This window comes from Lentilactobacillus kisonensis DSM 19906 = JCM 15041, from assembly GCF_001434135.1.
Taxonomy (GTDB): Bacteria; Bacillota; Bacilli; order Lactobacillales; family Lactobacillaceae; genus Lentilactobacillus; species Lentilactobacillus kisonensis.
The window spans coordinates 13,959-37,745 of record NZ_AZEB01000019.1 but is presented as its reverse complement, the minus strand read 5'-3'; the positions used below and the strand labels follow the sequence as shown (position 1 = coordinate 37,745).

Annotated in this window: 19 protein-coding genes and 1 pseudogene; 16 read left to right on the top strand and 4 right to left on the bottom strand. The window is 40.8% G+C overall.

What is annotated here, in order from left to right; genetic code table 11:
• Nucleotides 1–80: 80 nt before the first annotated feature.
• From yidC to rpmH, 3 genes are read right to left on the bottom strand one after another with little or no spacing between them, the layout of a single operon-like run.
• Nucleotides 81–917 (bottom strand): membrane protein insertase YidC, encoded by an 837-nt coding sequence (gene yidC / locus FC98_RS09730; RefSeq protein ID WP_008857209.1) that lies wholly within the window; start codon nt 915–917, stop codon nt 81–83.
• A complete protein-coding gene (rnpA, locus tag FC98_RS09725) occupies nt 914–1,279 on the bottom strand; it encodes a ribonuclease P protein component (protein ID WP_008857208.1) in 366 nt (121 codons plus the stop codon). The genes yidC and rnpA overlap by 4 nt, the downstream gene beginning before the upstream one ends.
• Before the next feature lie 58 nt (nt 1,280–1,337).
• The gene (rpmH, locus tag FC98_RS14310) at nt 1,338–1,472 is read right to left on the bottom strand and encodes a 50S ribosomal protein L34 (RefSeq protein WP_008857207.1); all 135 of its coding nucleotides are present in this window, start codon (nt 1,470–1,472) and stop codon (nt 1,338–1,340) included.
• A 502-nt stretch (nt 1,473–1,974) separates the two neighbouring features.
• Between rpmH and dnaA the strand changes: the two genes are divergently transcribed.
• The 15 genes and pseudogenes from dnaA to rpsR all read left to right on the top strand — a co-directional run bounded on the left by dnaA (nt 1,975) and on the right by rpsR (nt 19,836).
• The gene (gene dnaA, locus FC98_RS09720; RefSeq protein ID WP_008857206.1) at nt 1,975–3,327 is read left to right on the top strand and encodes a chromosomal replication initiator protein DnaA; all 1,353 of its coding nucleotides are present in this window, start codon (nt 1,975–1,977) and stop codon (nt 3,325–3,327) included.
• A 193-nt stretch (nt 3,328–3,520) separates the two neighbouring features.
• The gene (gene dnaN / locus FC98_RS09715) at nt 3,521–4,660 is read left to right on the top strand and encodes a DNA polymerase III subunit beta (protein WP_056949500.1); all 1,140 of its coding nucleotides are present in this window, start codon (nt 3,521–3,523) and stop codon (nt 4,658–4,660) included.
• Between the two features lie 419 nt (nt 4,661–5,079).
• On the top strand, nt 5,080–5,310 hold the full coding sequence (gene yaaA, locus FC98_RS09710) for a S4 domain-containing protein YaaA (protein ID WP_040471654.1): 231 nt from the start codon (nt 5,080–5,082) through the stop codon (nt 5,308–5,310).
• The gene (recF, locus tag FC98_RS09705; protein ID WP_056949499.1) at nt 5,307–6,425 is read left to right on the top strand and encodes a DNA replication/repair protein RecF; all 1,119 of its coding nucleotides are present in this window, start codon (nt 5,307–5,309) and stop codon (nt 6,423–6,425) included. Before yaaA ends, recF begins: the two co-directional genes overlap by 4 nt.
• A gap of 15 nt (nt 6,426–6,440) precedes the next feature.
• On the top strand, nt 6,441–8,384 hold the full coding sequence (gene gyrB / locus FC98_RS09700; RefSeq protein ID WP_008857201.1) for a DNA topoisomerase (ATP-hydrolyzing) subunit B: 1,944 nt from the start codon (nt 6,441–6,443) through the stop codon (nt 8,382–8,384).
• A 290-nt stretch (nt 8,385–8,674) separates the two neighbouring features.
• Nucleotides 8,675–11,236, top strand: coding sequence for a DNA gyrase subunit A (gene gyrA / locus FC98_RS09695; protein WP_054655701.1), 2,562 nt, complete (start codon nt 8,675–8,677; stop codon nt 11,234–11,236).
• A gap of 599 nt (nt 11,237–11,835) precedes the next feature.
• The gene (locus tag FC98_RS09690; protein ID WP_008857198.1) at nt 11,836–12,522 is read left to right on the top strand and encodes a response regulator transcription factor; all 687 of its coding nucleotides are present in this window, start codon (nt 11,836–11,838) and stop codon (nt 12,520–12,522) included.
• Nucleotides 12,512–13,507, top strand: a complete 996-nt coding sequence (locus FC98_RS09685; RefSeq protein WP_056949498.1) for a sensor histidine kinase — start codon at nt 12,512–12,514, stop codon at nt 13,505–13,507. The genes FC98_RS09690 and FC98_RS09685 overlap by 11 nt, the downstream gene beginning before the upstream one ends.
• Before the next feature lie 80 nt (nt 13,508–13,587).
• Nucleotides 13,588–14,346: an ABC transporter ATP-binding protein gene (locus FC98_RS09680; protein ID WP_008857196.1), complete on the top strand. Its 759-nt coding sequence runs from the start codon at nt 13,588–13,590 to the stop codon at nt 14,344–14,346.
• A complete protein-coding gene (locus FC98_RS09675; RefSeq protein ID WP_056949497.1) occupies nt 14,343–16,259 on the top strand; it encodes an FtsX-like permease family protein in 1,917 nt (638 codons plus the stop codon). The genes FC98_RS09680 and FC98_RS09675 overlap by 4 nt, the downstream gene beginning before the upstream one ends.
• Before the next feature lie 84 nt (nt 16,260–16,343).
• Nucleotides 16,344–16,709 carry a hypothetical protein gene (locus FC98_RS09670; protein ID WP_008857194.1) on the top strand — a complete coding sequence of 122 codons (366 nt, stop codon included), beginning with the start codon at nt 16,344–16,346 and terminating at the stop codon, nt 16,707–16,709.
• A gap of 462 nt (nt 16,710–17,171) precedes the next feature.
• A pseudogene (locus tag FC98_RS09665) lies at nt 17,172–18,282 on the top strand (lactate oxidase).
• A gap of 390 nt (nt 18,283–18,672) precedes the next feature.
• Nucleotides 18,673–18,969, top strand: a complete 297-nt coding sequence (gene rpsF, locus FC98_RS09660) for a 30S ribosomal protein S6 (RefSeq protein ID WP_040471652.1) — start codon at nt 18,673–18,675, stop codon at nt 18,967–18,969.
• 34 nt (nt 18,970–19,003) lie between these two features.
• Entirely contained in the window at nt 19,004–19,567 is a 564-nt protein-coding gene (ssb, locus tag FC98_RS09655) for a single-stranded DNA-binding protein (RefSeq protein ID WP_008857190.1), read from the top strand.
• Nucleotides 19,568–19,599: 32 nt separating this feature from the next.
• The gene (rpsR, locus tag FC98_RS09650; protein ID WP_008857189.1) at nt 19,600–19,836 is read left to right on the top strand and encodes a 30S ribosomal protein S18; all 237 of its coding nucleotides are present in this window, start codon (nt 19,600–19,602) and stop codon (nt 19,834–19,836) included.
• Between the two features lie 221 nt (nt 19,837–20,057).
• Here rpsR and nhaC read toward each other — a convergent pair whose 3' ends face one another.
• Nucleotides 20,058–21,476, bottom strand: a complete 1,419-nt coding sequence (gene nhaC, locus FC98_RS09645; RefSeq protein ID WP_008857188.1) for a Na+/H+ antiporter NhaC — start codon at nt 21,474–21,476, stop codon at nt 20,058–20,060.
• Between the two features lie 806 nt (nt 21,477–22,282).
• Here nhaC and FC98_RS09640 point away from each other — a divergent pair.
• Complete coding sequence (locus tag FC98_RS09640) at nt 22,283–23,677, top strand: amino acid permease (protein WP_040471649.1); 1,395 nt, start codon at nt 22,283–22,285, stop codon at nt 23,675–23,677.
• Nucleotides 23,678–23,787 lie beyond the last annotated feature (110 nt).

Sequence of the window (23,787 nt, the reverse complement as noted above, 5' to 3'; positions counted from 1 at the left end):
GTTTTTTTGAATCTTATAAGTAAGCATCTCAGATAACGATTCTGCGACCTTAACTAATAAAGATTTATTCAATGACATATTTACTTCTTTTTACTTCGTTTTGCTTTTCGAATTGCCTTCTTAACGGCTCGTTCCCGATCACGTTCTTCTCGCTGTTTTTGCTCACGCTCACGACGAATCTTCCAAGGATTTTGAATAACCAATGTTTGGCCTACTTGGAAGGCGTTGGTGATCACCCAGTAAAGTGACAAAGCGGATGGTAAGCTAACGGCCATAATTAGAATAAAGAATGGCATTCCAACAGTCATCATCGTTGTCATTGAATTTGACTCTGGCTGGCCCTTCATTGCTAACCAAGATGAAATAAACGTAAAGACAGCAGCTAAGATCGGCAAGATAAAGTACGGATCCGGATGTCCTAATTGTAACCAGAAGAAGGTGCCGCTTCTTAAGATATGTGTTCGCCAGATTGCTTGGTACAAAGCAAACAGAATTGGCATCTGAACAATCAGTGGCAAGCAACCAGCAATTGGGTTAATTCCAGCTTCAGCGTAAAGTTTCTTTTGTTCCGCCTGTAGCTTTTGCATCGTCTCAGCATCCCGTGAAGAATACTTCTTCTGCAAAGCTTTCAGCTGTGGTTGAACCTCTTGCGTCTTTCGCATACTTCTGGTTTGGTAAATCATCAGAGGTAAGATCACAATTCTAACTAAAATGGTGAAGATAATAATTCCCATTCCATAGTTATCGCTAAAGAACCGAGACAACCAGATAATCGCCCGTGAGAAGTTCAGGACAACCCAACCATCCCAAATTCCCGTACTGTGCTCAGTAATCGGGGCATTACTACAAGCTGAAAGAACAATGGTTAAGCTCACTAATGATAGTAATACCAGTATTTTTTTTATTCTCTTTTTCAACGTTTTTCCCCACTATCATAGTTGGAATCGATCAGCTTTGCCAACTTAAGTACGTGAATTAAACCAGCCTTAATTTCGGTCATCGCCATCTGATCGGTTGATGGGCGTGCTATCACGATAAAGTCAACATCTTGTCGCAAATCAGGCTTCAACTCCAGCAAAGCTTGGCGAATCCGCCGTTTGACCCAATTCCTATGTACGGCATTGCCAATTTTTTTACCAACAGAAATACCGACGCGAAAATGTGGCTGGTTAGGTTTGTCTAATGAATAGACAACAAATTGACGATTTGCAACCGAGTTATGAGTTTCAAATACTTTTTGAAACTCCGCCTCTTTTTTTACTCGATATGATTTTCGCATGATCCATCTCCACAAATTTATAAAAAAATATGAAAAAGACCACTGAATGGTCAGTGGTCTATACAGACAATGATTTTCTACCCTTTTGACGGCGACGTGCTAAGACTTTACGACCATTGCTGCTGCTCATGCGTTTACGGAAACCATGAACGCGAGCGCGATGACGCTTCTTTGGTTGATATGTTCTCTTCATTATAAAATCCTCCTTTACTTCGAAGTCGCGTTTAAGCATTTAATGACAGATGTTCAAATGCATTTCCCAAACATATTAACATACATTGCTCATTAATGGAATAGGGTTTTATGTTCTAATCAAAAAATAAAAAAATTTAAAATTTGTTTCATGAACAAATAGTGTGGATAACTTAAGTTAAATTTTGAGCAGAATATTGAGATATGAACAGGGTTATCCACAGAGTAACAGATTGTTTTTAAAGTTATCCACAGGTTGTGGATAGCTTTCTGTTTTTCACGCGCAAAGTTGGTAACATCAGTTTTAGTTATCCACAGATACCTGTGGGTGACACGTCATTTCTAACCTGTTTTCCACTTTTCCACAGGTGGATTATACCTTTTTGCACTCCCTGTGAAACATTTATGCACAGGTCCCTTTTGCCTGTGGAAAACTTTTATAGACAATGCTAGAATTAATTTGCATTTCGTAACCGACTCAAATCAGAGGGGGAAAAATCACCGTGCTCGATAAGGATGCTTTATGGCAAAAATTAAGCAAACAATTTCGTAGTAATACGACTGATCTCACATATGACACGTGGATCAAGCCGGTTACTCCTGTTAGCTTTGATGGCGCCACACTTACTTTATCTCTACCTTCTGAATTACATCTGGACTATTGGAAACAACAATTGGCCCCTAACTTGATTGAATATGCCTACATCATTACTAAGGGAAATATCGAACCAAAGTTTGTTCTCGACTCCGATGTACAAAAAGAAGAACCAAAGACAGCAGACCTTCACCAACAAGATAGCGATAATTTATCAAACGATGATCTCTCGTTTAGCAAAGATAACCATTTAAATCCGAGTTACACTTTTGACAACTTTATTATTGGCAAGGGAAACCAAATGGCCCACGCAGCGGCGTTAATCGTTTCAGAAGAACCTGGGAAGCTGTATAATCCCCTGTTTTTCTACGGTGGAGTTGGCTTGGGAAAAACTCATTTAATGCAGGCTATCGGCAATAAACGGCTAGAAGACCATCCGGAAACTAACGTTAAGTACGTTACCAGTGAAGCTTTTACAAACGACTTCATCAACGCAATCCAAACTAACCGGACAGAAGAATTTCGCCGTGAGTACCGGGACGTCGATATTTTAATGGTCGATGATATTCAATTCTTTGCGCAAAAAGAAGGTACGCAAGAAGAGTTCTTCCATACCTTTAACGCGTTATACAACAATAACAAACAGATCGTGTTAACATCCGATCGGGTTCCCCAAGAAATTCCAAAGCTGCAAGAACGACTGGTATCAAGGTTTGCCTGGGGACTCCCAGTCGATATTACCCCACCTGATCTAGAAACGAGAATCGCCATTCTAAAAAACAAGGCCAAGCTTGACAACTTAGCAATTCCAAACGACACATTGGCCTATATTGCCGGTCAAATTGACTCTAACGTTCGGGAGTTAGAGGGCGCACTTTCCCGAGTCCAAGCTTATTCCAAACTCAAAAATGAGCCAGTAACAACGGACCTCGTTTACGAAGCGCTCCGTGGCCTCAAGTTAACTAAGGCTAACCGTGAACTATCGATCGTCGACATTCAAAATAAAGTTGCGACCTACTTTCATATCTCAATTAACGACTTAAAGGGCAAAAAACGGATGAAATCCATCGTGATGCCTCGACAAATTGCGATGTACCTTTCAAGAGAGCTAACCAGCAACTCGTTGCCAAAGATTGGTAAGGAATTCGGTGGCAAAGATCACACGACTGTGATTCATGCTTGCGATAAAATTGCCGAAATTGTCAAAATCGATGCCGATTTAAGAAAAGAAATCGCCGATATAAAAAGCGCACTCAACTAAAATGGTATAATTGGCTGTGGATAATTAATAACAAAAAGTAAAAGTTATGCACAGATTTATCCACAGCTCTTTAAGCGATAACAAAAGACTTAAGAAAAGTTATCCACATTTCCACAGTGCCTACTGTTACTTCTTTTTCTTTTATTAATTAAATTAATCTTATTCACCACTTTCCGGGAGGATGATTCAACGTATGAAATTTACAATTGGCCGAACAGCATTTACTAAAGCTTTAAACACCGTTTCTAGAGCAATCTCTACTAAAACAACAATTCCCATTTTAACTGGCCTTAAATTAGTGGCCAGTCAATCAGCAATCGTTTTAACTGGTAGTGACGCTGATATTTCAATTGAAACAACCATTAAGGCTGATAACCCAGATAACTTATTAGCAGTTGAATCTGAAGGTGCCATTGTGTTACCCGCACGATTCTTTACTGATATCGTTAAAAAATTACCTCAGGACACCATTACCCTTGAAGTTGGTGAGAATTTTCAGACAATGATTACATCCGGCCAATCTTCATTTACTATCAATGGATTAGACGCTAATAATTATCCTCATTTACCTGAAATTCAAACAAACACATCGATTCCATTAGCTTCCGATTTATTTAAACAAATTATCAGTCAAACGGTTGTTGCTGTATCCAATCAAGAAAGTCGGCCAATTCTGACAGGGGTTCATTTTGTTATTTCTGAAAACCACGTAATGGCAGTTGCAACCGATAGCCATAGATTAAGTCAACGGAAAGTGACCCTCGAGAAATCAATTGAAGGTTCCTACGATTTTGTTATTCCTGGAAAAAGTTTAACTGAGTTATCTCGAATGATTGATGACGATCAAGAAGAAGTTTCATTATCAGTCACTGAAAACCAGGCTTTATTTGTTATTGGTGATACTTTGTTCTATTCACGGCTTCTTGAGGGTAACTATCCAGATACTGGTCGCTTAATTCCAGATTCACACGACACCCGAGTTTCATTTGATGCCCCAGACTTGTTGGCGGCAATTGAACGAGCTTCATTGCTATCCCATGAATCCAGAAATAATGTGGTTAAAATTACCATTGATCCAGACAAAAAGACCGTTACTATTTACGGGAATTCTCCTGATGTTGGTAACGTTGAAGAAGATATGGAACCTAATCAGGTTGAAGGGAATCAACTTGAAATTTCATTTAACCCAGATTATATGAAGGATGCTTTGCGGTCGTTTGGCCAATCGACAATTAATGTTGACTTTACATCGGCCCTAAGACCTTTCACGTTAACGCCAACTGAAGATAGTGATCGTTTTATCCAGTTGATAACACCAATTAGAACGTTCTAACTAGCGATAATGACTAGTAGGAACTAAGTGTGATCTCTAAGGTAGCATCCACCATCCTAATAGAAGGCTGAGCAAGAACCCCTTTGTTTCAGTCTTTTTTTCTGCTTTGAATTAGTCACTTGCCAGTTAATTGGGGGCTAAACTGATGTGTCATTTTTCCCAAAGCAATGACAACCTAACTGTCATGAACTTTGTGAAAGATTCCTAATAAACGGCACTTGATTAATTGTGTTAAGAGTAAAAAAATCGCTTATCCTTATTTAATTGCTCATATACGGACTTTTTAGCAATTTTCGCTATTTTTTGATAAAACTATCTAAAAAGTCAAAAAGGTTCTGAGAGTGCCCAAGAATCGTTACTATCATGTACTTTTAATAAAATAAGGGGTATAATGTTATATGTAAAAGGTGGGTGAAATTGTGAAAAAAGAGATACTCATTGATGGACCATATATTACGCTCGGCCAATTGCTTAAAGAAGAAGCCATTATTAGTAGTGGTGGTCAAGCTAAATGGTTTTTAAAAGAAAATGCAGTTAATGTCAATGATGAACCGGATGATCGTCGTGGCAGAAAACTATACGACGGGGATCATGTTGAAGTTCCTGATGTTGGCTTATTTTTTATTCATTTAAAGCAGGAATCTGAATGAAATTAACGAAAATTGAGCTCCATAATTTTCGTAACTATGTTAATCAAAGCCTTGATTTTTCGGATGGTATCAATGTCTTTTTAGGTGAAAATGCTCAGGGAAAAACAAACTTGCTTGAAGCAATTTATGTTTTAGCCTTAACCAGAAGCCACCGAACAAATAATGAACGGGAATTAATTAATTGGGACAGTCAGACTGCTCAAATCAGGGGCATTCTGCAAAAAAGACTCGGATCCGTCCCGATTGAACTTGATTTGGGGCTAAAAGGAAAGCGTGCCAAAGTTAACCATTTGGAGCAGGCCAGACTATCAAGTTATGTGGGCCAGCTAAACGTTATTTTATTTGCCCCCGAGGACCTTTCAATCGTTAAGGGCGCTCCTCAAGTCCGCCGAAAATTTATGGACATGGAATTTGGCCAGATGAGTAATCGCTATTTATACAATTCCACTCAATATAAGAAGATTTTAAAACAACGCAACCGGTATCTAAGAGATTTACATCACAAGACTCAGTCCGATCGGGTTTATCTAGATGTTTTGTCCGATCAGCTTTCGGCTTATGGGGCGGAAATCATTTTCCAACGACTTCAGCTAGTTAAAAAGTTAGAGAAGTTTGCTAAAGTGGTGCATTCAGAAATCTCTCAGGGCAAAGAAAACTTAGCGTTTGCATATAAAACAGCGGTGGCTGATGACCAATTAACGTCAGTTGAATCGGTATATCAAAATCTATTGAAACAATTTTCCAAAATTAAGGAAAAAGAAATTATGCGTTCAACGACGTTAATTGGGCCGCATCGAGATGATTTACACTTTGTCATCAATGATAAAGAAGTTCAATCTTTCGGTTCTCAAGGCCAGCAGCGGACAACTGCGCTTTCAGTTAAGCTTGCTGAGATCGACTTAATGAAGGAACAGACCGATGAATATCCGATATTGTTATTAGACGATGTGTTATCGGAACTTGATGATTTTCGGCAGACGCATTTATTAACTGCCATTCAGGACAAAGTTCAAACGTTTTTAACCACTACCAGTTTGAGTGGTGTTCAACAGGAATTATTAACTAACCCGAAGATATTTCGAATCGATAATGGCAATGTAAGTTTGGAAAAGTAGTTAAGGAGAAACAATATGGCTGATGAAAAAGAAACTAAAAAAGAGTTAGCTCATGAATATGATGCGAGCCAAATTCAAGTTTTGGAAGGACTTGAGGCGGTTAGAAAACGTCCCGGGATGTATATTGGAACGACTAGCTCACAAGGCCTTCACCATTTAGTATGGGAAATCGTGGATAACGGTATCGACGAGGCTTTAGCTGGTTTTGCAAGTAAAATTACTGTGACGGTTGAGAAGGATAACAGTATTACCGTTATTGATGATGGCCGGGGAATTCCCGTTGATATTCAAAAGAAAACTGGTAAGCCCGCTCTTGAAACCGTTTTTACAATCTTACATGCGGGTGGTAAATTTGGCGGTGGCGGCTATAAAGTTTCTGGTGGTCTTCATGGTGTGGGGGCTTCGGTTGTCAACGCATTGTCATCTGAATTAGACGTTGAAGTTACCCGTGACGGCAAAGTCTATTACATGGACTTTACCCGCGGTCATGTTAAAACAAAGATGAAGGTTGTCAAGGAAGTTTCCGATGATCTTCATGGAACTAAGGTTCATTTTCTTCCCGATCCAGATATTTTTCGGGAAACAACAACTTATGACATTAAGGTGTTAACTGCTAGGCTTCGTGAACTAGCCTTTTTAAATAAAGGATTACGAATTGTCATTCGCGATCTTCGTCCTGAGAAGCCCACTGAAAAAGACTTTATGTATGAAGGCGGAATTAAACATTACGTCGAATACTTGGATAAGAGTAAAGAGACGTTACTTGATGAGCCGATTTACGTAGAGGGTGTCATGAACGGCATTACCGTTGAAGTTGCGATTCAATATACTAATGATTATCATAATACGTTAATGACGTTTACTAATAACATTCATACTTATGAAGGTGGGACCCATGAGGAAGGCTTTAAGCGGGCATTAACCCGGGTAATTAATGATTATGCCCGGAAGAATAAGCTACTTAAGGATAATGAAGCTAACCTGTCTGGTGAAGATGTTCGTGAAGGTACAACCGCCGTCGTCAGTATTAAGCATCCTGATCCTCAATTCGAAGGTCAGACTAAGACGAAGTTAGGTAACTCAGATGCGCGAACCGTCACTGATCGGATTTTTAGTGATCATTTTGCAAAATTCCTGATGGAAAATCCTAAGATGGCCCGCAAGATTGTTGACCGCGGCTTGTTAGCATCTAAAGCCCGTTCAGCAGCTAAACGAGCCCGGGAAGTGACTCGGAAAAAGAGTGGCCTTGAAATCAGTAATTTACCTGGTAAGTTAGCCGATAATACTAGTAAAGATCCCCGAATATCTGAATTATTCATTGTCGAAGGGGATTCAGCCGGAGGTTCGGCTAAGCAGGGACGTTCCCGGTTAACCCAGGCAATCCTACCCATCCGTGGGAAAATTTTGAACGTTGAAAAAGCCAGCATGGATCGAATTTTAGCAAATGAAGAAATTCGGTCGTTGTTTACGGCAATGGGAACCGGTTTTGGTGAAGATTTTGACCTGTCAAAGATTAATTATCATAAGTTAATCATTATGACCGATGCCGATGTCGACGGTGCCCATATTCAAACGCTATTGTTAACTTTGATTTATCGCTATATGAGACCGTTGATCGATGCCGGCTATGTGTACGTTGCTCAGCCGCCACTGTACCAAGTCCGTCAGGGAAAGATGTCTCGTTATATCGATTCAGACGAGGATTTAAGTCAATTTTTGGGAACGCTCCAGCCATCCCCTAAGCCGGTTATTCAACGGTACAAAGGGTTGGGTGAAATGGATGCGGAACAGTTATGGGATACAACAATGAACCCAGAAAATCGTCATCTGTTACGCGTGGAATCGTCAGATGCTGCGGAAGCTAACAAAGTCTTTTCAATGCTAATGGGAGACAAGGTTGAACCCCGACGCGAGTTTATTGAAGATAACGCAACGTTTGTGGAGAATTTGGATGTATAGAGATAGTGAGCGTAGCAAAGCGGTTAGAAGTCGGAGCCTAAGTTGCTCCGTTCAGAAATCCCTGGGTTTGGGATTTTTGAACGGAGTAGCTTAGGTGCAGACTTCTGCTTTGCAAAACGGTCCTAATCTGAGTTGCTAAGCGATTCATACCCTAATTAAAGAGGACTACCACATAGATTTTTCTCTTACGAAACGTGTTTCACAAAGTAATTTCCGCGTTACTACAATTAATTCAAAATTAAATTTCATCAATGTTTCACATGAAACATCTGCTTCTTCCCTTGATATGAATGGAGGTAAATAGTTTGGCCAACGAAAATGATAACAATGGCGACTTTCCAGGTCGAATAACGAATGTTGACCTATCCAAGAAAATGCGGACATCTTTTCTTGATTACGCAATGAGTGTTATTGTTGCGCGTGCTTTACCTGATGTTCGTGATGGATTAAAACCAGTTCATCGCCGTATTTTATACGATATGCATGAATTGGGGGTTACCCCAGATAAACCTTATAAAAAGTCTGCCAGAATCGTTGGGGATGTTTTAGGTAAGTATCATCCCCACGGTGATACAGCCGTTTATGAATCGATGGTTCGGATGGCGCAGCCGTTTAGCTATCGTTATATGTTAGTTGATGGTCACGGTAACTTTGGTTCTGTCGACGGTGACGGTGCCGCTGCCATGCGGTATACCGAAGCCCGGTTAAGCAAAATTGCGATGGAAATGTTGCGTGACATTAACAAAGATACGATTGATTTCCAACCTAACTACGATGGCACTGAACGAGAACCAAGCGTCTTACCATCCCGATTCCCTAACTTACTAGTCAATGGGGCATCTGGAATTGCTGTTGGAATGGCAACGAATATTCCACCGCACAATTTATCTGAGGTCATCAGCGCCATTCATGTGCTCATGAATAATCCGGAAGCAACTACCGCTGATTTAATGGAAGTATTGCCTGGCCCTGACTTTCCAACGGGTGGCGTTGTCATGGGTAAATCAGGAATCCGAAGGGCCTATGAAACTGGTAAGGGATCAATTATTGTTCGGGCTAAAGTTGAAATTGAAGGTAAGTCAGATGGTAAGCAACGGATCATTGCCACTGAATTACCATATATGGTCAATAAAGCCAAATTAATTGAAAGAATCGCCGAACTTGCTCGGGATAAGCGAATTGAAGGCATCACCGATATTAACGATGAATCTGATCGTGAAGGGATGCGGGTGGTGATTGATGTTCGCCGTGATGCAAGTGCCGAAGTGATTTTAAATAATTTATACAAGTTAACGTTGATGCAGACGTCATTTAGCTTTAACATGTTAGCAATTGTTAAGGGGACCCCAAAGATCCTCAGCTTAAAAGAAATTCTTAATTATTATTTGGAACATCAAGTTGAAGTTATTAAACGCCGGACTCAGTACGAACTTAAGAAAGCACAAGCTCGGGCTCATATCCTTGAAGGTTTGCGGATTGCTTTAGATCACATTGATGAAATTATTAAGATTATTCGTGGTTCTCAAACTGGGGATGTTGCTAAGAACCAGTTAATTGATGGATTTGGCCTAGATGATAAACAAGCGCAGGCCATTCTTGATATGCGACTGGTTCGATTAACCGGCTTGGAACGCGACAAAATTGAAAAAGAATACGCCCAGTTAATGAAAGATATCGAAGATTACAAGGCTATTTTGGCAAGTCGTGACCGGGTTAACCAGATTATTTATGAAGAATTACTTGAAATTCAGCATAAATTTGGTGACCCTCGAAGAACTGAACTCTTGGTTGGTGAGGTTCTCAGCCTAGAAGATGAAGATTTAATTGAAGAAGAGGACGTCATTGTTTCGTTAACTCATAATGGGTATATCAAACGGCTGCCAACCACTGAGTTTAAAGCTCAAAATCGTGGTGGCCGGGGTGTCCAAGGGATGGGTGTGCATAATGATGACTTCGTGGAACATCTTGTCTCTACGTCGACTCATGATGTGCTTCTATTCTTTACCGATGCAGGTAAAGTTTATCGAATGAAGGGGTATGAAATTCCTGAATACGGCCGTTCGGCAAAGGGAATTCCAATTATTAACCTGCTTAATATTAATAATGACGAAAAGATTGAAGCCGTTATTAATATTTCCGATAAGCATAAAGATATTGAAAAGGACTTATTCTTCGTAACCTTGCATGGCACGGTTAAACGGACACCAGTTGAAGAATTTGCTAACATTCGAAGTAATGGTCTGAAGGCAATTCACCTTAAAGATGATGACCAGGTGATTAATGTTTTGATCGTCGATAAGGATCAAAATATTATCATTGGGACTCATAAGGGATATGCGGTTAGTTTTAAGGCTGCAGACGTTCGGTCAATGGGCCGTTCAGCAACCGGGGTTCGTGGCATTCGACTTCGGGACAGTGACTATGTTGTTGGGGCAGATACGTTGAAACCTAATAGCGAGGTGTTTATCATTTCTGAAAATGGTTATGGTAAACGAACGGCAGCTGTTGAATATCCAATTAAGGGCCGTGGTGGTAAAGGAATTAAGACTGCTAATATCACCGAGAAAAACGGGCCGCTTGCGGGACTGACAACCGTTACTGGTGCTGAAGATATCATGTTAATTACGAATAAAGGTGTTATGATTCGTTTTGACGTTGATGATGTTTCTCAAACTGGTCGGGCAACCCTTGGTGTTCATTTAATCCGAATGGATGATGATGCTAAGGTGGCAACGATGGCTAAAGTTGAGAAGCAAGATGATGAGAATGAAACGACTGATACTAATTCACAAACACCAGCCGATGGATCGGATCAACAATCAGATTCAGATGACTCTCAAAATAATGACTAACTAATTGGAAACTGGGAATCCTTAAAATTAAGGATCTCCAGTTTTTTTGCTGGGCCAAATGGTATTATTGGGGTATCGGTACTTTTAAGACAGCTTCACAAAGCCGAGACTTGCACCTAAGCCTTCTCTGCCAAAAATCCAAGTCCGGGATTTCTGACAGAGAAAACTTAGGCTCCAGTCTCTAATCGCTTTGTTCCGCTCACTGATTTTAGGACAGCTCCTCCAGGCAGAAGTCTGCGCGTAAGCACCTCTAACAAAAATCCCAAAATCGGGGATTTCCGTTAGAGGAGACTTACACTCCGACTTCTAAATCGCCTGGATCCGCTCACTGATTTTAGGACAGCTCCTCCAGGCAGAAACCGGAATGTAAGCACCACCGAGAAAAATTCCAAACCCGGGAATTCCCCTCAGAGGAGACTTACATTCCGGTTTCTAACCGCCTGGATCCGCTCACTTTTTTAGGACAGCTCCTCCAGGCAGAAACCGGAATGTAAGCACCTCCGAGAAAAATTCCAAACCCGGGAATTTCCCTCATAGGAAACTTACATTCCGGTTTCTAACCGCCTAGATCCGCTCACTTTATAAGAGGAGGCAAAGTAATGCCAAAGATTTTTATCGTTGAAGATGATCGGACGATTACTAATGCCATGATTAAAGAATTTAATAAATGGCAGTATCTCTCTCAGACAGTTCAAGATTGGAACAGCGTTGTTGCTGAAATTCGCACGTTTCAACCGGATATTGTGATTATGGACATTACCTTGCCAACGTTTGACGGTTTTTACTGGACTAGTCAATTGCGGCAAGTATCGGACGTCCCGGTTATCTTTGTTTCGGCTGCTGACATGGATCCCAATGCAGTTAGGGCGATTGCAACTGGGGCAGATGACTATGTTGTTAAGCCGTTTTCACTTAATGTATTGATTTCAAAAATTCAAGCAGTTTTACGGCGGACAAAGCGGGAGGCTATCCCTATGGAATCCTTAACTTACGAGGATTATCGGCTGAACATTTTAACCAATGAATTAAAGTATCAAGATCATACGGTGAAATTAACTCCCACGGAAGGAACGATTCTTAAGATTTTCTTTCTCAATGCTGGCAAATTGGTAACTAAACAACAATTAATGCAAAACATTTGGCAGGGCGGCTCGTTTATTGAAGATAGTGTTTTGAACGTCAATATGAGTCGGCTGCGAGAAAAATTAGATCAAGTTAATTTGCGGGGTCGCCTCGTAACAGAGCGAGGGCGTGGATATCGGTTGGTGACAGCTGATGAAAGTTAAAAATCAAATCTGGCAACTCCTGTTATCACAAATTCCACTGGTCCTTTTGTACGTTGGTATCTTGACAATATTTTGGGGGCTTTGCTGGCTGTATCGCATCCCTGAAAACATTGTTGGCAATCTATTTCGGTTTACTTGGATTCCAATCCTTATTGTGCTCGGGTACCGGATAATGACGCAATATTTGGTTATTAAAAAATTAGATAAAGCACTTGAGCAAAATATCCTCCCGGAGGAACCCAAACAAACTTTATTAAAACCATATTGGCGGGCGTTGGCAAAAATTAAACAACAGCAGGATGAAAATCAAAGAAGGTTAGAACAACGAACGGCCCAAAAACAAGATTATTTAATGCTTTGGAGTCATGAAATCAAGTTGCCTTTAACGGCATTGCAACTGCTGGCAGAAAATAATGACGCTGTTGCTAGTGATGAATTACAGCAGCAAATCCAGTTAATAAGTAACCAAATGGACTTATTACTGAATTACGAACGATTGGAAGATTTCCACCATGACTTAGATTTTACTTGGCAGCTTCCGCAAGATATTATCACGCCAATTATCAAAGACTATTCAATCTTTTTTATTAACAAGAATTTAACGCCACGATTACAAGTTGGGCAGACGCAAATTTTAACCGATAAAAAGTGGTTAGGCTTTATTTTGAGGCAAGTTATTTTTAACGCGCTAAAATATTCTAACCCAAACAGCACGATTGATATCACTTGGCGGCAAAATCAGTTAACCATTGCTGATCATGGTGTTGGGATTTCAGCTAGTGATCTTCCTCGGGTTTTTGAACCAGGATTCACTGGCGAAAACGGTCGCCAACAGCAGGCAGCAACTGGAATGGGTCTATATATGGCTCACCAGGTTGCGACCTTATTAGGCGAAACGTTGGCGATTGTGTCCACGGAAAATAGCGGCACCGCTGTCACCCTGACTTTTCAAAAGGAACATCTCAGGTTAAATAACAAACTGTAAGGTTGCTAACTAGACCGTAACTGGTCTGAGTGCTAGCAGCCTTTTATACTTGCCTTAATAAATCAAAGGAGATCAGAATAATGCCATTATTAACCTTGGAACATGTTAGACGGGTTTTTAAAGAAAATAGTCAGCAGGTGGTTGCCTTAAAAGATATCTCACTTAGTGTCAAAGCCGGAGATTACGTGGCAATTATGGGTGAATCTGGAGCTGGGAAAACGACGCTGCTCAATATTATTGCCACTTTAGACAAGGCAAGTAGTGGCACGATCAAGCTTGAAGGCCAGAATTTAAATGAATTAACAGAGCGAAATGCCGCAAAGTTTCGCAGGGAACAGTTGGGATTTGTTTTTCAAAACTTTAATTTGTTAAATACCTTCAATAACCGCGATAATATTTTCCTGCCGCTGGTATTGGCAAAGAAATCACATTTGGAAATGGCTAAACGATTAGCACCATTGGCAGCTCAGTTGGAAATCACTCCCATTTTGGACCGATTTCCATATGAAATTTCTGGTGGTCAACGGCAAAGAGTGGCCGCAGCCCGGGCACTCATCACGCAACCACAATTATTATTGGCTGATGAACCGACTGGTGCCCTGGACTCACATAACGCTGCGGGGTTACTGCGATTATTTGATCAGGTAAATGACCAGGGGCAAACGATTTTGATGGTTACCCATAGTGCAGTAACCGCCAGTTATTCTAAGCGGACGCTCTTTATTAAAGACGGGGTTATCTATCATGAGTTGATACGGGGTGACCAAGACAAACAGGATTACCTAACAAAAATTACTCAGAGTCTAACTGCCTTAGCTAGTGAGGAGGCGCGATCATGATTCATTGGAAATTAGCTAGCCATAGTCTGACCCATCATGTTAGAGAGAATGGCCTATTTATTTTGGCGAGTTCAGTGCTGATTGCTATTAATTACATTTTTTGGAGCCTACTGGGAAATGACAGTTTAAAGCATTCAGTGAATGGCGATATTATTATCAAAATCATTGGAATTGGTTTGATGTTTGTGGCTTTGATTGCCGTCATATTTATGTTTTATGTCAATAGTTTCTTGATAAAACAACGGAATCAGGAGTTGGGCTTATACAACATGCTGGGACTGACCAGAAATGATTTGCGACTGATTTTAATCATTGAGAATTTCTGTTTATATATTGTCAGCTTGATCATTGGATTTGTGTTAGGCGTCACCTTTGTTAAATTAGCATTCCTAGTTTTACAGCGACTACTAGACGATTATCGAATCAAGGAGACCTTTTCACCGACCGCGTTGCTTACCGTAACCATTTTGTTCGGATTGACCTTTGTGGCCATTTTGATTTACGATTTTCTGCTTATCCGCCAAATTCACCCAGCTGATCTTTGGAAGCTTTCTGAAAAGGGGGAACAGGAGCCTAAGAGCCGTTGGTTAACTGGCATAATTGGTGTTTTGCTTTTGGGTGGTGGTTATTTTATTGCGGTAACGACTAAACCGAGTGCTGGTTCAATTCTCAGATTCATGGTTGCTGTTATTTTGGTCGTGATGGGCACTTACCTTGTCTTTATTACGGGCAGTATTATTTTCCTTAAGTTTTTGAAGTCAAAGCCGAATTACTACTACAAACCTAATCACTTCATCTCGGTTTCTGGGATGCTCTACCGGATGAAACAGAATGGGGCTGGGCTAGCATCTATTTGTTTATTGTGTACGTCAATTTTGGTCACAATTATTGCGACCACGAGTTTGTTTGTAGGTGAGCAGAACTTGGTTCAACTTTGGAATCCATACGATATTATTACCGCAACACCACAACCCATCAATAAGCAGGCAAAATTGGCAACTGAGCAAATTGCTCATCAGAGTGATGTTAAAATTGGGAGCCGCCACCAATATCGGATGACGACTCCCACGGATGGCATTTTAAAGGACGGTCAATTTGTAAAAAATGAATCAGCTAAGACTTCTCATCAACTAGGCACCATGACGATTAATGACTACAACCGGGTTCAAGGAACCCAACGAAAATTAGTAGGAAATCATTTATTGATCTATACCCCAGACAACAGTTATCAGAATAAGTGGCTAACGATTAATGGGAAAAAGTATCCGGTTAAAGTGGTTCATCACTTTAAAATGGTGGTCAATTACCAGCATTCAATTTTTCAACCGGTCTTTGTCATTACCGCTAATGAACGGCTTGCTAAACAACTTAATCCAGCGCCGTGGTTATATCTCCAAGGATTTAATCTTAGCGGGTCAAACCAAAAGCAAAAGCGTTTCTCATTGGTTCTTCAGCAATCACTCCGTTTACAAAATACCGAATTATCTTCTAAGGTTATTCAGCAAGCCTTATTTAAGTCGTTGTTTGGCGGATTTCTATTTGTTGGCATTTTGATTAGTATGACGATGAGTTTCGCGACTGCCTTGATCATTTATTATAAGCAGGTCTCTGAAGGGATTGCCGATGCGAAACGCTTTAAAACGATGCAACAAGTTGGACTCAGTCAAGCGGAAAGTAAGAAAGCAATCCATAGTCAGGTTCTACTGGTATTTATGTTGCCAATCATTGGTGCGGTAATTCATCTTGGTTTTGCGTTTCCGGCGATTAAGAGTGTTTTAACCATCTTTTCTATGTATAACCTTAAGTTGTTGGTTACGGTTAGTGTTGCCACGATTGCTTTATTAGTCGCCTGTTATCTCGGTATTTATTGGTTAACGACAACCGTTTATCAGCGATTGGTAAATCGATCGTAACAAGCGCCGGTTAATTCTTAAAGCCATTTTAATCGTGAGCGTTTTTGATACTACCAGTTTTAAAACGAAAAGAGACGACCTAAAATGAAAAATCAGATTTGGTCACATTTTTTAAATGTACTACTAAGTGTCTGTGTGGTCATTATCATTTCGGAATATCAAATTCTGGGGAGCAATACCTATGGGAAACCTGGCATGTGGTATGTGATGGCAGTTAGCATTATCATTCAATTAGTTGTTATTGGGACCAGTTTAATCACAGGTGCAACCGTTATAGGGGATCTCTATCAAGGATTCTGTGCGTTTGTCTTTGTCATGTTCATTTCAGTTGCATTGCTTTGTTTACCCGGTAATTTGGAACTAATCAGTATCTTGGTTGGCGTGATTGGGATTGCTAATTGCAGTTGTTACTTTATTTTAAAATTACGAAGTGGTGAAAAACGGCCATGACGGCAACTGATATGCCAATTCTTAATTGATTGTTTTTGAAATGTGCTCCAACAAGTAGGAATCTGCATATAAGCACCTGTGAAAAAAATTCCAAAACCCGGAATTTCCTTCACAGGCGACTTATATTTCGATTCCTAACCGCTTGTTTCCGCACTCTGATTGAAATGTGCTCCAACAAGCAGGAATCTGCATATAAGCACCTAACGGAAAAATTCCAAGCGCGGGAATTTCTGTTCCTTGGCGACATTGCAGAAACGTGCTGCACCAAGCCGAGACTTGCACCTAAGCCTTCTCCGCCAAAAATCCTAAACCGGGATTTCTGGCGGAGAAAACTTAGGCTCCAGTCTCTAACCGCTTGGTTCCGCACTCTAAAAATAAAAAAGCAATCCTTTGACTTACTAATCGTAAGTGATACACTTGCCATAATGAAATGAGTAGACTGATTTTATGGAGGCTTCAATTATGGCTGTTGTTAATGGATACATGCAAAATGAGAATGAAAAGAAATTAGATATTTTAAATTTACCATCACTTGAGGAGCAGGCTAAGCAAATCCATTCCAACCGGTGGATTTGGTTACATAGTCGGCGGCTCCGAGGATGAGTGGACGTTGCGGGCAAACCGAAAGGCATTTACCCATAAGCAAATTGTCCCTAAAGCCTTAAGTAATATTGAAAATCCAGGTCTAGACACGAATGTGTTTGGCATTTCATTGAAGACCCCACTTATGATGCCACCAATCGCTGCTCAGGGATTGGCGCATGCCCAAGGTGAAAAGGATACGGCTAAGGGGCTTGCAGCCGTTGGCGGCTTGATGGCCCAGAGTACCTATTCATCAACTTCAATTGCTGAAACCGCCGCTGCTGGTGGTGGTGCCCCGCAATTTTTCCAACTTTATATGAGTAAGGATTGGACATTTAATGAGTCCCTCCTTGATGAAGCAAAAAAGGCGGGCGTTAAGGGCATTATCCTGACCGTTGACGCAACGGTTGATGGCTACCGTGAAGCTGATATTATTAACAACTTCCAGTTCCCAATTCCAATGGCTAACTTGACTAAGTTTAGTGAAGGTGACGGTAAGGGTAAAGGAATTGCTGAAATTTATGCGGCCGCTGCTCAAAAGATTGGCCCAAAAGACGTTGAACGAATCGCTAACTACACTGATTTGCCAGTTATCGTCAAGGGAATTGAATCTCCAGAGGATGCTTTATATGCAATCGGTGCTGGTGCAGCCGGTGTCTATGTATCTAATCATGGTGGTCGTCAATTAAATGGCGGTCCAGCTTCCTTTGATGTTTTGGAAAGCGTTGCTAAAGCAGTTAACGGACGAGTACCAGTGATCTTTGACTCTGGCGTCCGAAGGGGTTCGGATGTCTTTAAAGCCTTAGCATCTGGAGCCGATTTAGTTGGCGTTGGTCGCCCTGCTGTTTATGGATTGGCGCTTGGCGGAGCTGAAGGCGTTCAGTCAGTCTTTGAACATCTAAATGACGAATTGCAAATTATTATGCAGTTGGCTGGTACAAAGACAATTGAAGATGTTAAGAAGACAAATCTATTAGATATTAAGTATTAACTTTAAAAACGTGTGTCACATGCCATTGATGCCCTCTAAAGAATTACGTTAAGCAATTCTGATTCTCAATGGAATATAAACTTAGAGGGCACTAGTGGTTGGGACACATTCTGGGAACGTCCCCTGCGTTTCCAACCCCCAATTTATACAAGATGAATTGCAAGAAAGTGGGTGGCTGATGAGCTGCTCGCTTTTTTGTATATCATAATGAAATTTAAATAATTATTGGTGCTGTTTGCGTATATAATTAATGTATCGTAAATCAAACATTAGGCGTATTGATATTTTTGACGTTACATGGTATAGTTTTACATTGTGAGTATCTGGGTAAAAGCAGAAACTCTCCTTGCTCTCGGGAAGAGGGCCATAAGTCCACAAGGAGGTGCAATCATGGAAGAAAAGAAATACGAAATTACTTACATCATTCGACCAGATATCGAAGAATCAGCTAAATCAGCATTGATTGAACGATTCGACAAGATCGTTACTGATAATGGTGCTAAGATTATTGATTCAAAAGACTGGTCAAAGCGTCGGTTCGCATACGAAATCGGTGGGTATAATGAAGGAGTCTATCACATTATTACCTTAACAACTGATTCAGATGCAGCGCTTAACGAATTTGATCGGCTTTCAAAGATCAATGACGATATCTTACGTCATATGATCGTTGTTCGCGATGACTAATCATTCATTCTAATATGAGAGGAGCAAATTCAGCATGCTTAATCGTGCAGTTCTAACGGGACGCCTAACCCGCGATGTCGATCTACGATACACACAGAGCGGAACCGCTGTCGGTTCATTTACATTGGCCGTTGATCGGTCATTTACCAATCAACAGGGGGAACGTGAGGCTGATTTCATTAACTGCGTAATCTGGCGTAAGTCCGCTGAAAATTTTGCCAACTTCACACATAAGGGAGCACTTGTTGGAATTGATGGCCGTATTCAGACCAGAAATTATGAAAATCAACAAGGACAACGTGTTTATGTAACTGAAGTCGTGGTAGATAATTTTGCATTACTTGAACCCCGGGGTGCCCGGAGCAACTCAGGTAATCAACAAAATGGCAATGCTCCTCAACAAAATAATGGGAATGCCAATCCGTTTGACAATGGTTCAAACAATTCATCTTCCAGTAACAATAATGGTTCCGGTAATAACCCGGGTAATAATCCAAGTAGTGGCAACAGTGGTAACAATGGTGCTAACAATCCTGGCGACCCATTTGCTAATTCTGGAGATTCGATTGACATTTCCGACGATGATTTACCATTCTAGTGGTAAACAAGATACTTTGAGGAGGAAATACTATGGCTTATCAAAGACGTGGCGGCCGTCGTCGTCGCAAGGTTGATTTTATCGCTGCTAACCACATCGAATACATCGACTACAAAGATATTAACTTGTTGGAACGCTTTGTTTCAGAACGTGGAAAGATTCTTCCACGTCGAGTTACTGGAACGAGTGCTAAGAACCAACGGGCATTAACAATTGCAATTAAACGAGCACGGATTATGGGCTTAATGCCATTCGTTGCTGCTGACTAATTGTTAACCTTAAAAGCTATCCTGAAAGGGATGGCTTTTTTCTATCCCCTTTTGCAGAGAGAATTAAAATTTTAAGTTTAGATTTACGAGGGAAAATAGTTAGTTACGGCTTTCTATATTTTTCTCGTTTTTTAATGCGATTTGATTAAATTGGAAAATATCAGAACAGTCAAAAAGGGCGAGACGGTTAATTCCTGTCTTGCCCTTTGAATATCACGATATTAATTTTGAGTTGCGACTACTTGACCATCCTTCTTAGCATTATCTGATGATTGCGTTCGTTTTAGTCCAATCCCAGTAAAGCCACTTAGCAGTGAAAATACCGGGCACAGAAGGCTGAAGAATACAAATGGCAAGTATTGGATCGTTGGGACGCCCAGCGTGTTGGCGATGAAGACCCCGCCAACTCCCCAAGGAACTAAGTAGTTAAGCACGGTACCACCATCTTCGAGAACCCGGCCGAGAGCTCTACTGGCAAGCCCACCATTGTTAAATGTTTTCTTGAATGCCCGTCCTGGCAGGATAATTGAAAGAAATTGCTCGCCAACGAAGATATTAACGCCAATGCAGGCGCCTAAAGCAGCGGTAACTAGTTTAGCGGGACTGTTTAAATGAGCAGCTAATGGTTCCATGACGGCGCCAATCAAGCCAAAGTGGACTAACAAGCCACCTAACGATAAGGTTAAGACGATCAAAGCAACGGTCGGCATCATGCTGATAATGCCTCCACGGGATAATAATAGGTTAACTTCGCTATTGGAAGTTTTGGCGATAAAGCCATTAGTAATGATATTGCTGGCTTTTGTAATGGTTAAGCCGGGATTGTTAATAAACATCATCCCCGCTGATACGAAAATATTGAGTAACATGGTTGGAATTGCGGCCATTTTAAAGGCGGCACAAACGAACACGAGAATGATTGGGATTAGTGAAATAATTGAAATATGAAAATCATTGCTCAGCGCGGCAACCGTCGTATTAATCTTTGCCATATCAGCATGATTGTGACCCATCCCCAGAGCGGCAAACGCAATTGTCGAAATTGTGGCGGCTGGAAGGGTTGACCAGAGAATGGTTTTCATGTGATCAAACAAATCGGTATCCACAACGGCAGCGGCTAAGTTATTGGTTTCAGAAAGTGGTGATAACTTATCGCCAAAGACGCCGCCGGCAACGATTGCTCCCGCTACTAATGCGGGATTAAAGTTCATTGTAACGCCAATTCCAAAGAAGGCGATCCCAACCGTTGAAACAACCGTGAAACAGCTGCCAACCGCGGCCCCAACTAGTGAACAGACTAGAAAGACAGTGGGTAAGAACCATTGCGCGCTAATTGCTTTAAAACCAATGACCATCAGTGTTGGAATGGTTCCAGCAGCGATCCAGGTACTGATCATAGCCCCGATTAGAATAAAAATAACGATGGGAATAATTCCCTTGTCGATGCCGTCTTTAATGCCGGCATTAATAGCATCCCAGTTGAATCCGGTGATCTTAGCCCAAAAAATAACGACGGTGATGGCAAGTAGGACGGGCACTTGGGGGGATAAATGAAGCCCAATAACACCAGTTCCCATAATTGCTAAAGCAACGACTAATACAATGGCTGATTCCCTTAAACTAATTTTACTATTTTTCATAATGATAACCTCTTCTTATTAATAGATAATCGTTCGAAGCGTGTAAAAAGCGGTTTATCAATATCGGATGAGTCCTCCGTTAGTTGATCTTTCCATAAATAACATTCCCTTCTCTGATGGCAAACAAAAAATCGTCCCTATCACATTAAAATGTAATAGGGACGATTTTTACCGTGGTACCACCCAACTTGTGTATTCTAGAAAAAATACACCGCTCACTAGAAGATAATGGATTCTAGTTATTGACCATTGTCGTGATATTACGGTATTTCGTCACCCTCACCCTGATTGGCTCGCAGCGACCGCCAACTTCCTGACACCCAGATAAGGAACTACTTCATGTAATTCGACTTTAATTATTAGAGTGAGTATAAAACTTGATGAGAAGAAATGCAAGAATTATTTATCAACTGGCATAAAACTAGGCCCTTGTATCGCCTAAATACAAGGAAAACTATCTGAATTAATGGCGTCACCCGATTGGTGCAGCACCACCCCTATTGGAATGGACAACGTTGGGTTGATATTTTCATAAGCATTAAGCAGGGAGAAAATCAGAATGAATAATTGACTTTGGAATTTAAGTAATCATTTTGCGATCCTTCTGGCTAATTAATGTAAAGAAATATTACATATTATCCTAATAATCAATAAGTATTTTTGAAAAATGCCTTATTTTATAATGTAATTGCTTTCAAATGTAAGAGAAAATAACATTAGCAATAAAATTTATGGTAAGATACTGACATTAACATGAGAACATTTTTAATCGCAATCTTATTTTTCCTTAATTTAGGAGGATGCTTATGAAATCTACAATTACAGAAAATCAGGACGGCACAATGCGGGCGTTAAGTAATCGTCACGTGCAAATGATTGCAATCGGCGGCACAATTGGAACGGGGTTATTCTTAGGTTCTGGAAGTACGATTAGTAAAACGGGCCCATCGGTAATGCTGGTTTACGTTGTTTTAGGACTTTTTTTCTTTTTTATGATGCGTGGAATTGGTGAGATGTTTTATTCTGATCCATCCCAGCATACGTTTGTTTCATTCATCTCTCGCTACCTTGGACCAACCGTTGGCCACTTTACCGGCTGGACTTACTGGATTGGGCTCGTGTTCGTTTGTATGGCTGAGCTAACGGCCACCGCGACATACGTTCAATATTGGTTCCCCCATATTCCGGCTTGGTTAATTGAAATTGTTTTCTTAGGGATTTTAGCTGGGATTAATTTAATTGCCGCTCGGGTATTTGGTGAAGCTGAATTTTGGTTTGCGATGATTAAAATTGTGGCGATCTTAGCAATGATTTTTACTGGTGTATTCATGATGACACGAAATTCGACGACGCCGTTGGGACATGCTACCCTGGCTAATGTGTTTACTAACTTTACCCTATTTCCTCATGGCCTTTATAGCTTCGTTGCGGCATTTCCAATGGTGTTCTTCGCGTTTCAAGGGATTGAGTTTGTTAGTATCACGATTGGGGAAGCTAAATCGCCTCATCGGGTAATCAAAAAAGCGGTTAATGAAACGCTACTGCGAATTCTAATTTTTTATATTGGTGCGTTAGTTGTGATTATGGGAATTATCCCATGGACATCAATTACCCCCAATGCCAGTCCGTTCGTTCAAGTGTTTAAACTAGCAGGTTTTCCAGCTGCAGCGGCTTTGATTAACTTTGTCGTTCTAACATCGGCTGCCTCGGCATTAAATAGTTGTATCTTCTCAGCTGGCCGTCATTTTTATCAATTGGCGACTGAAGTTCCTGAAAATTCCTGGATGCATAAAACGTTTGCGAAAATTTCCAACAACGGGGTTCCCGCAGCTGCAATTATTTTCTCAGCAGTACTTGTGTTGATTACACCACTCATGAGTTTAACGAGTGTATTGAGCTCTGTTTTCACCATTGTAACGGGGGTTTCTAGTGATATGTATATTATTGTCTATACCTTGGCAATGGTAGCTCATCGGAAATACCGGGCGTCAAGTGATTTTCTACCCGATGGTTTTTTGATGCCAGCATATAAAATTATGAGTCCGCTAACGATTGCGTTTTTCGCCATTGTGTTCTTTACATTATTTTTAATTCCCGAAGATCTTTTTGGAGCAGTGGGGGCAATTGCTTGGACCGTTATCTTTGGCGGTGTAACTTACTTACATCAGAAAAAATTGGTACCTAATACGAACCAAAGCTAATTTAGTGCTAGCGTTCGGGTTACTAACAGTTGAGTTACATTAAAACCAGCAATTATGCCTAATCTGGGGGGATAGTTGCTGGTTTTAGTGTGGGTAGCGCAGCTGAGTAC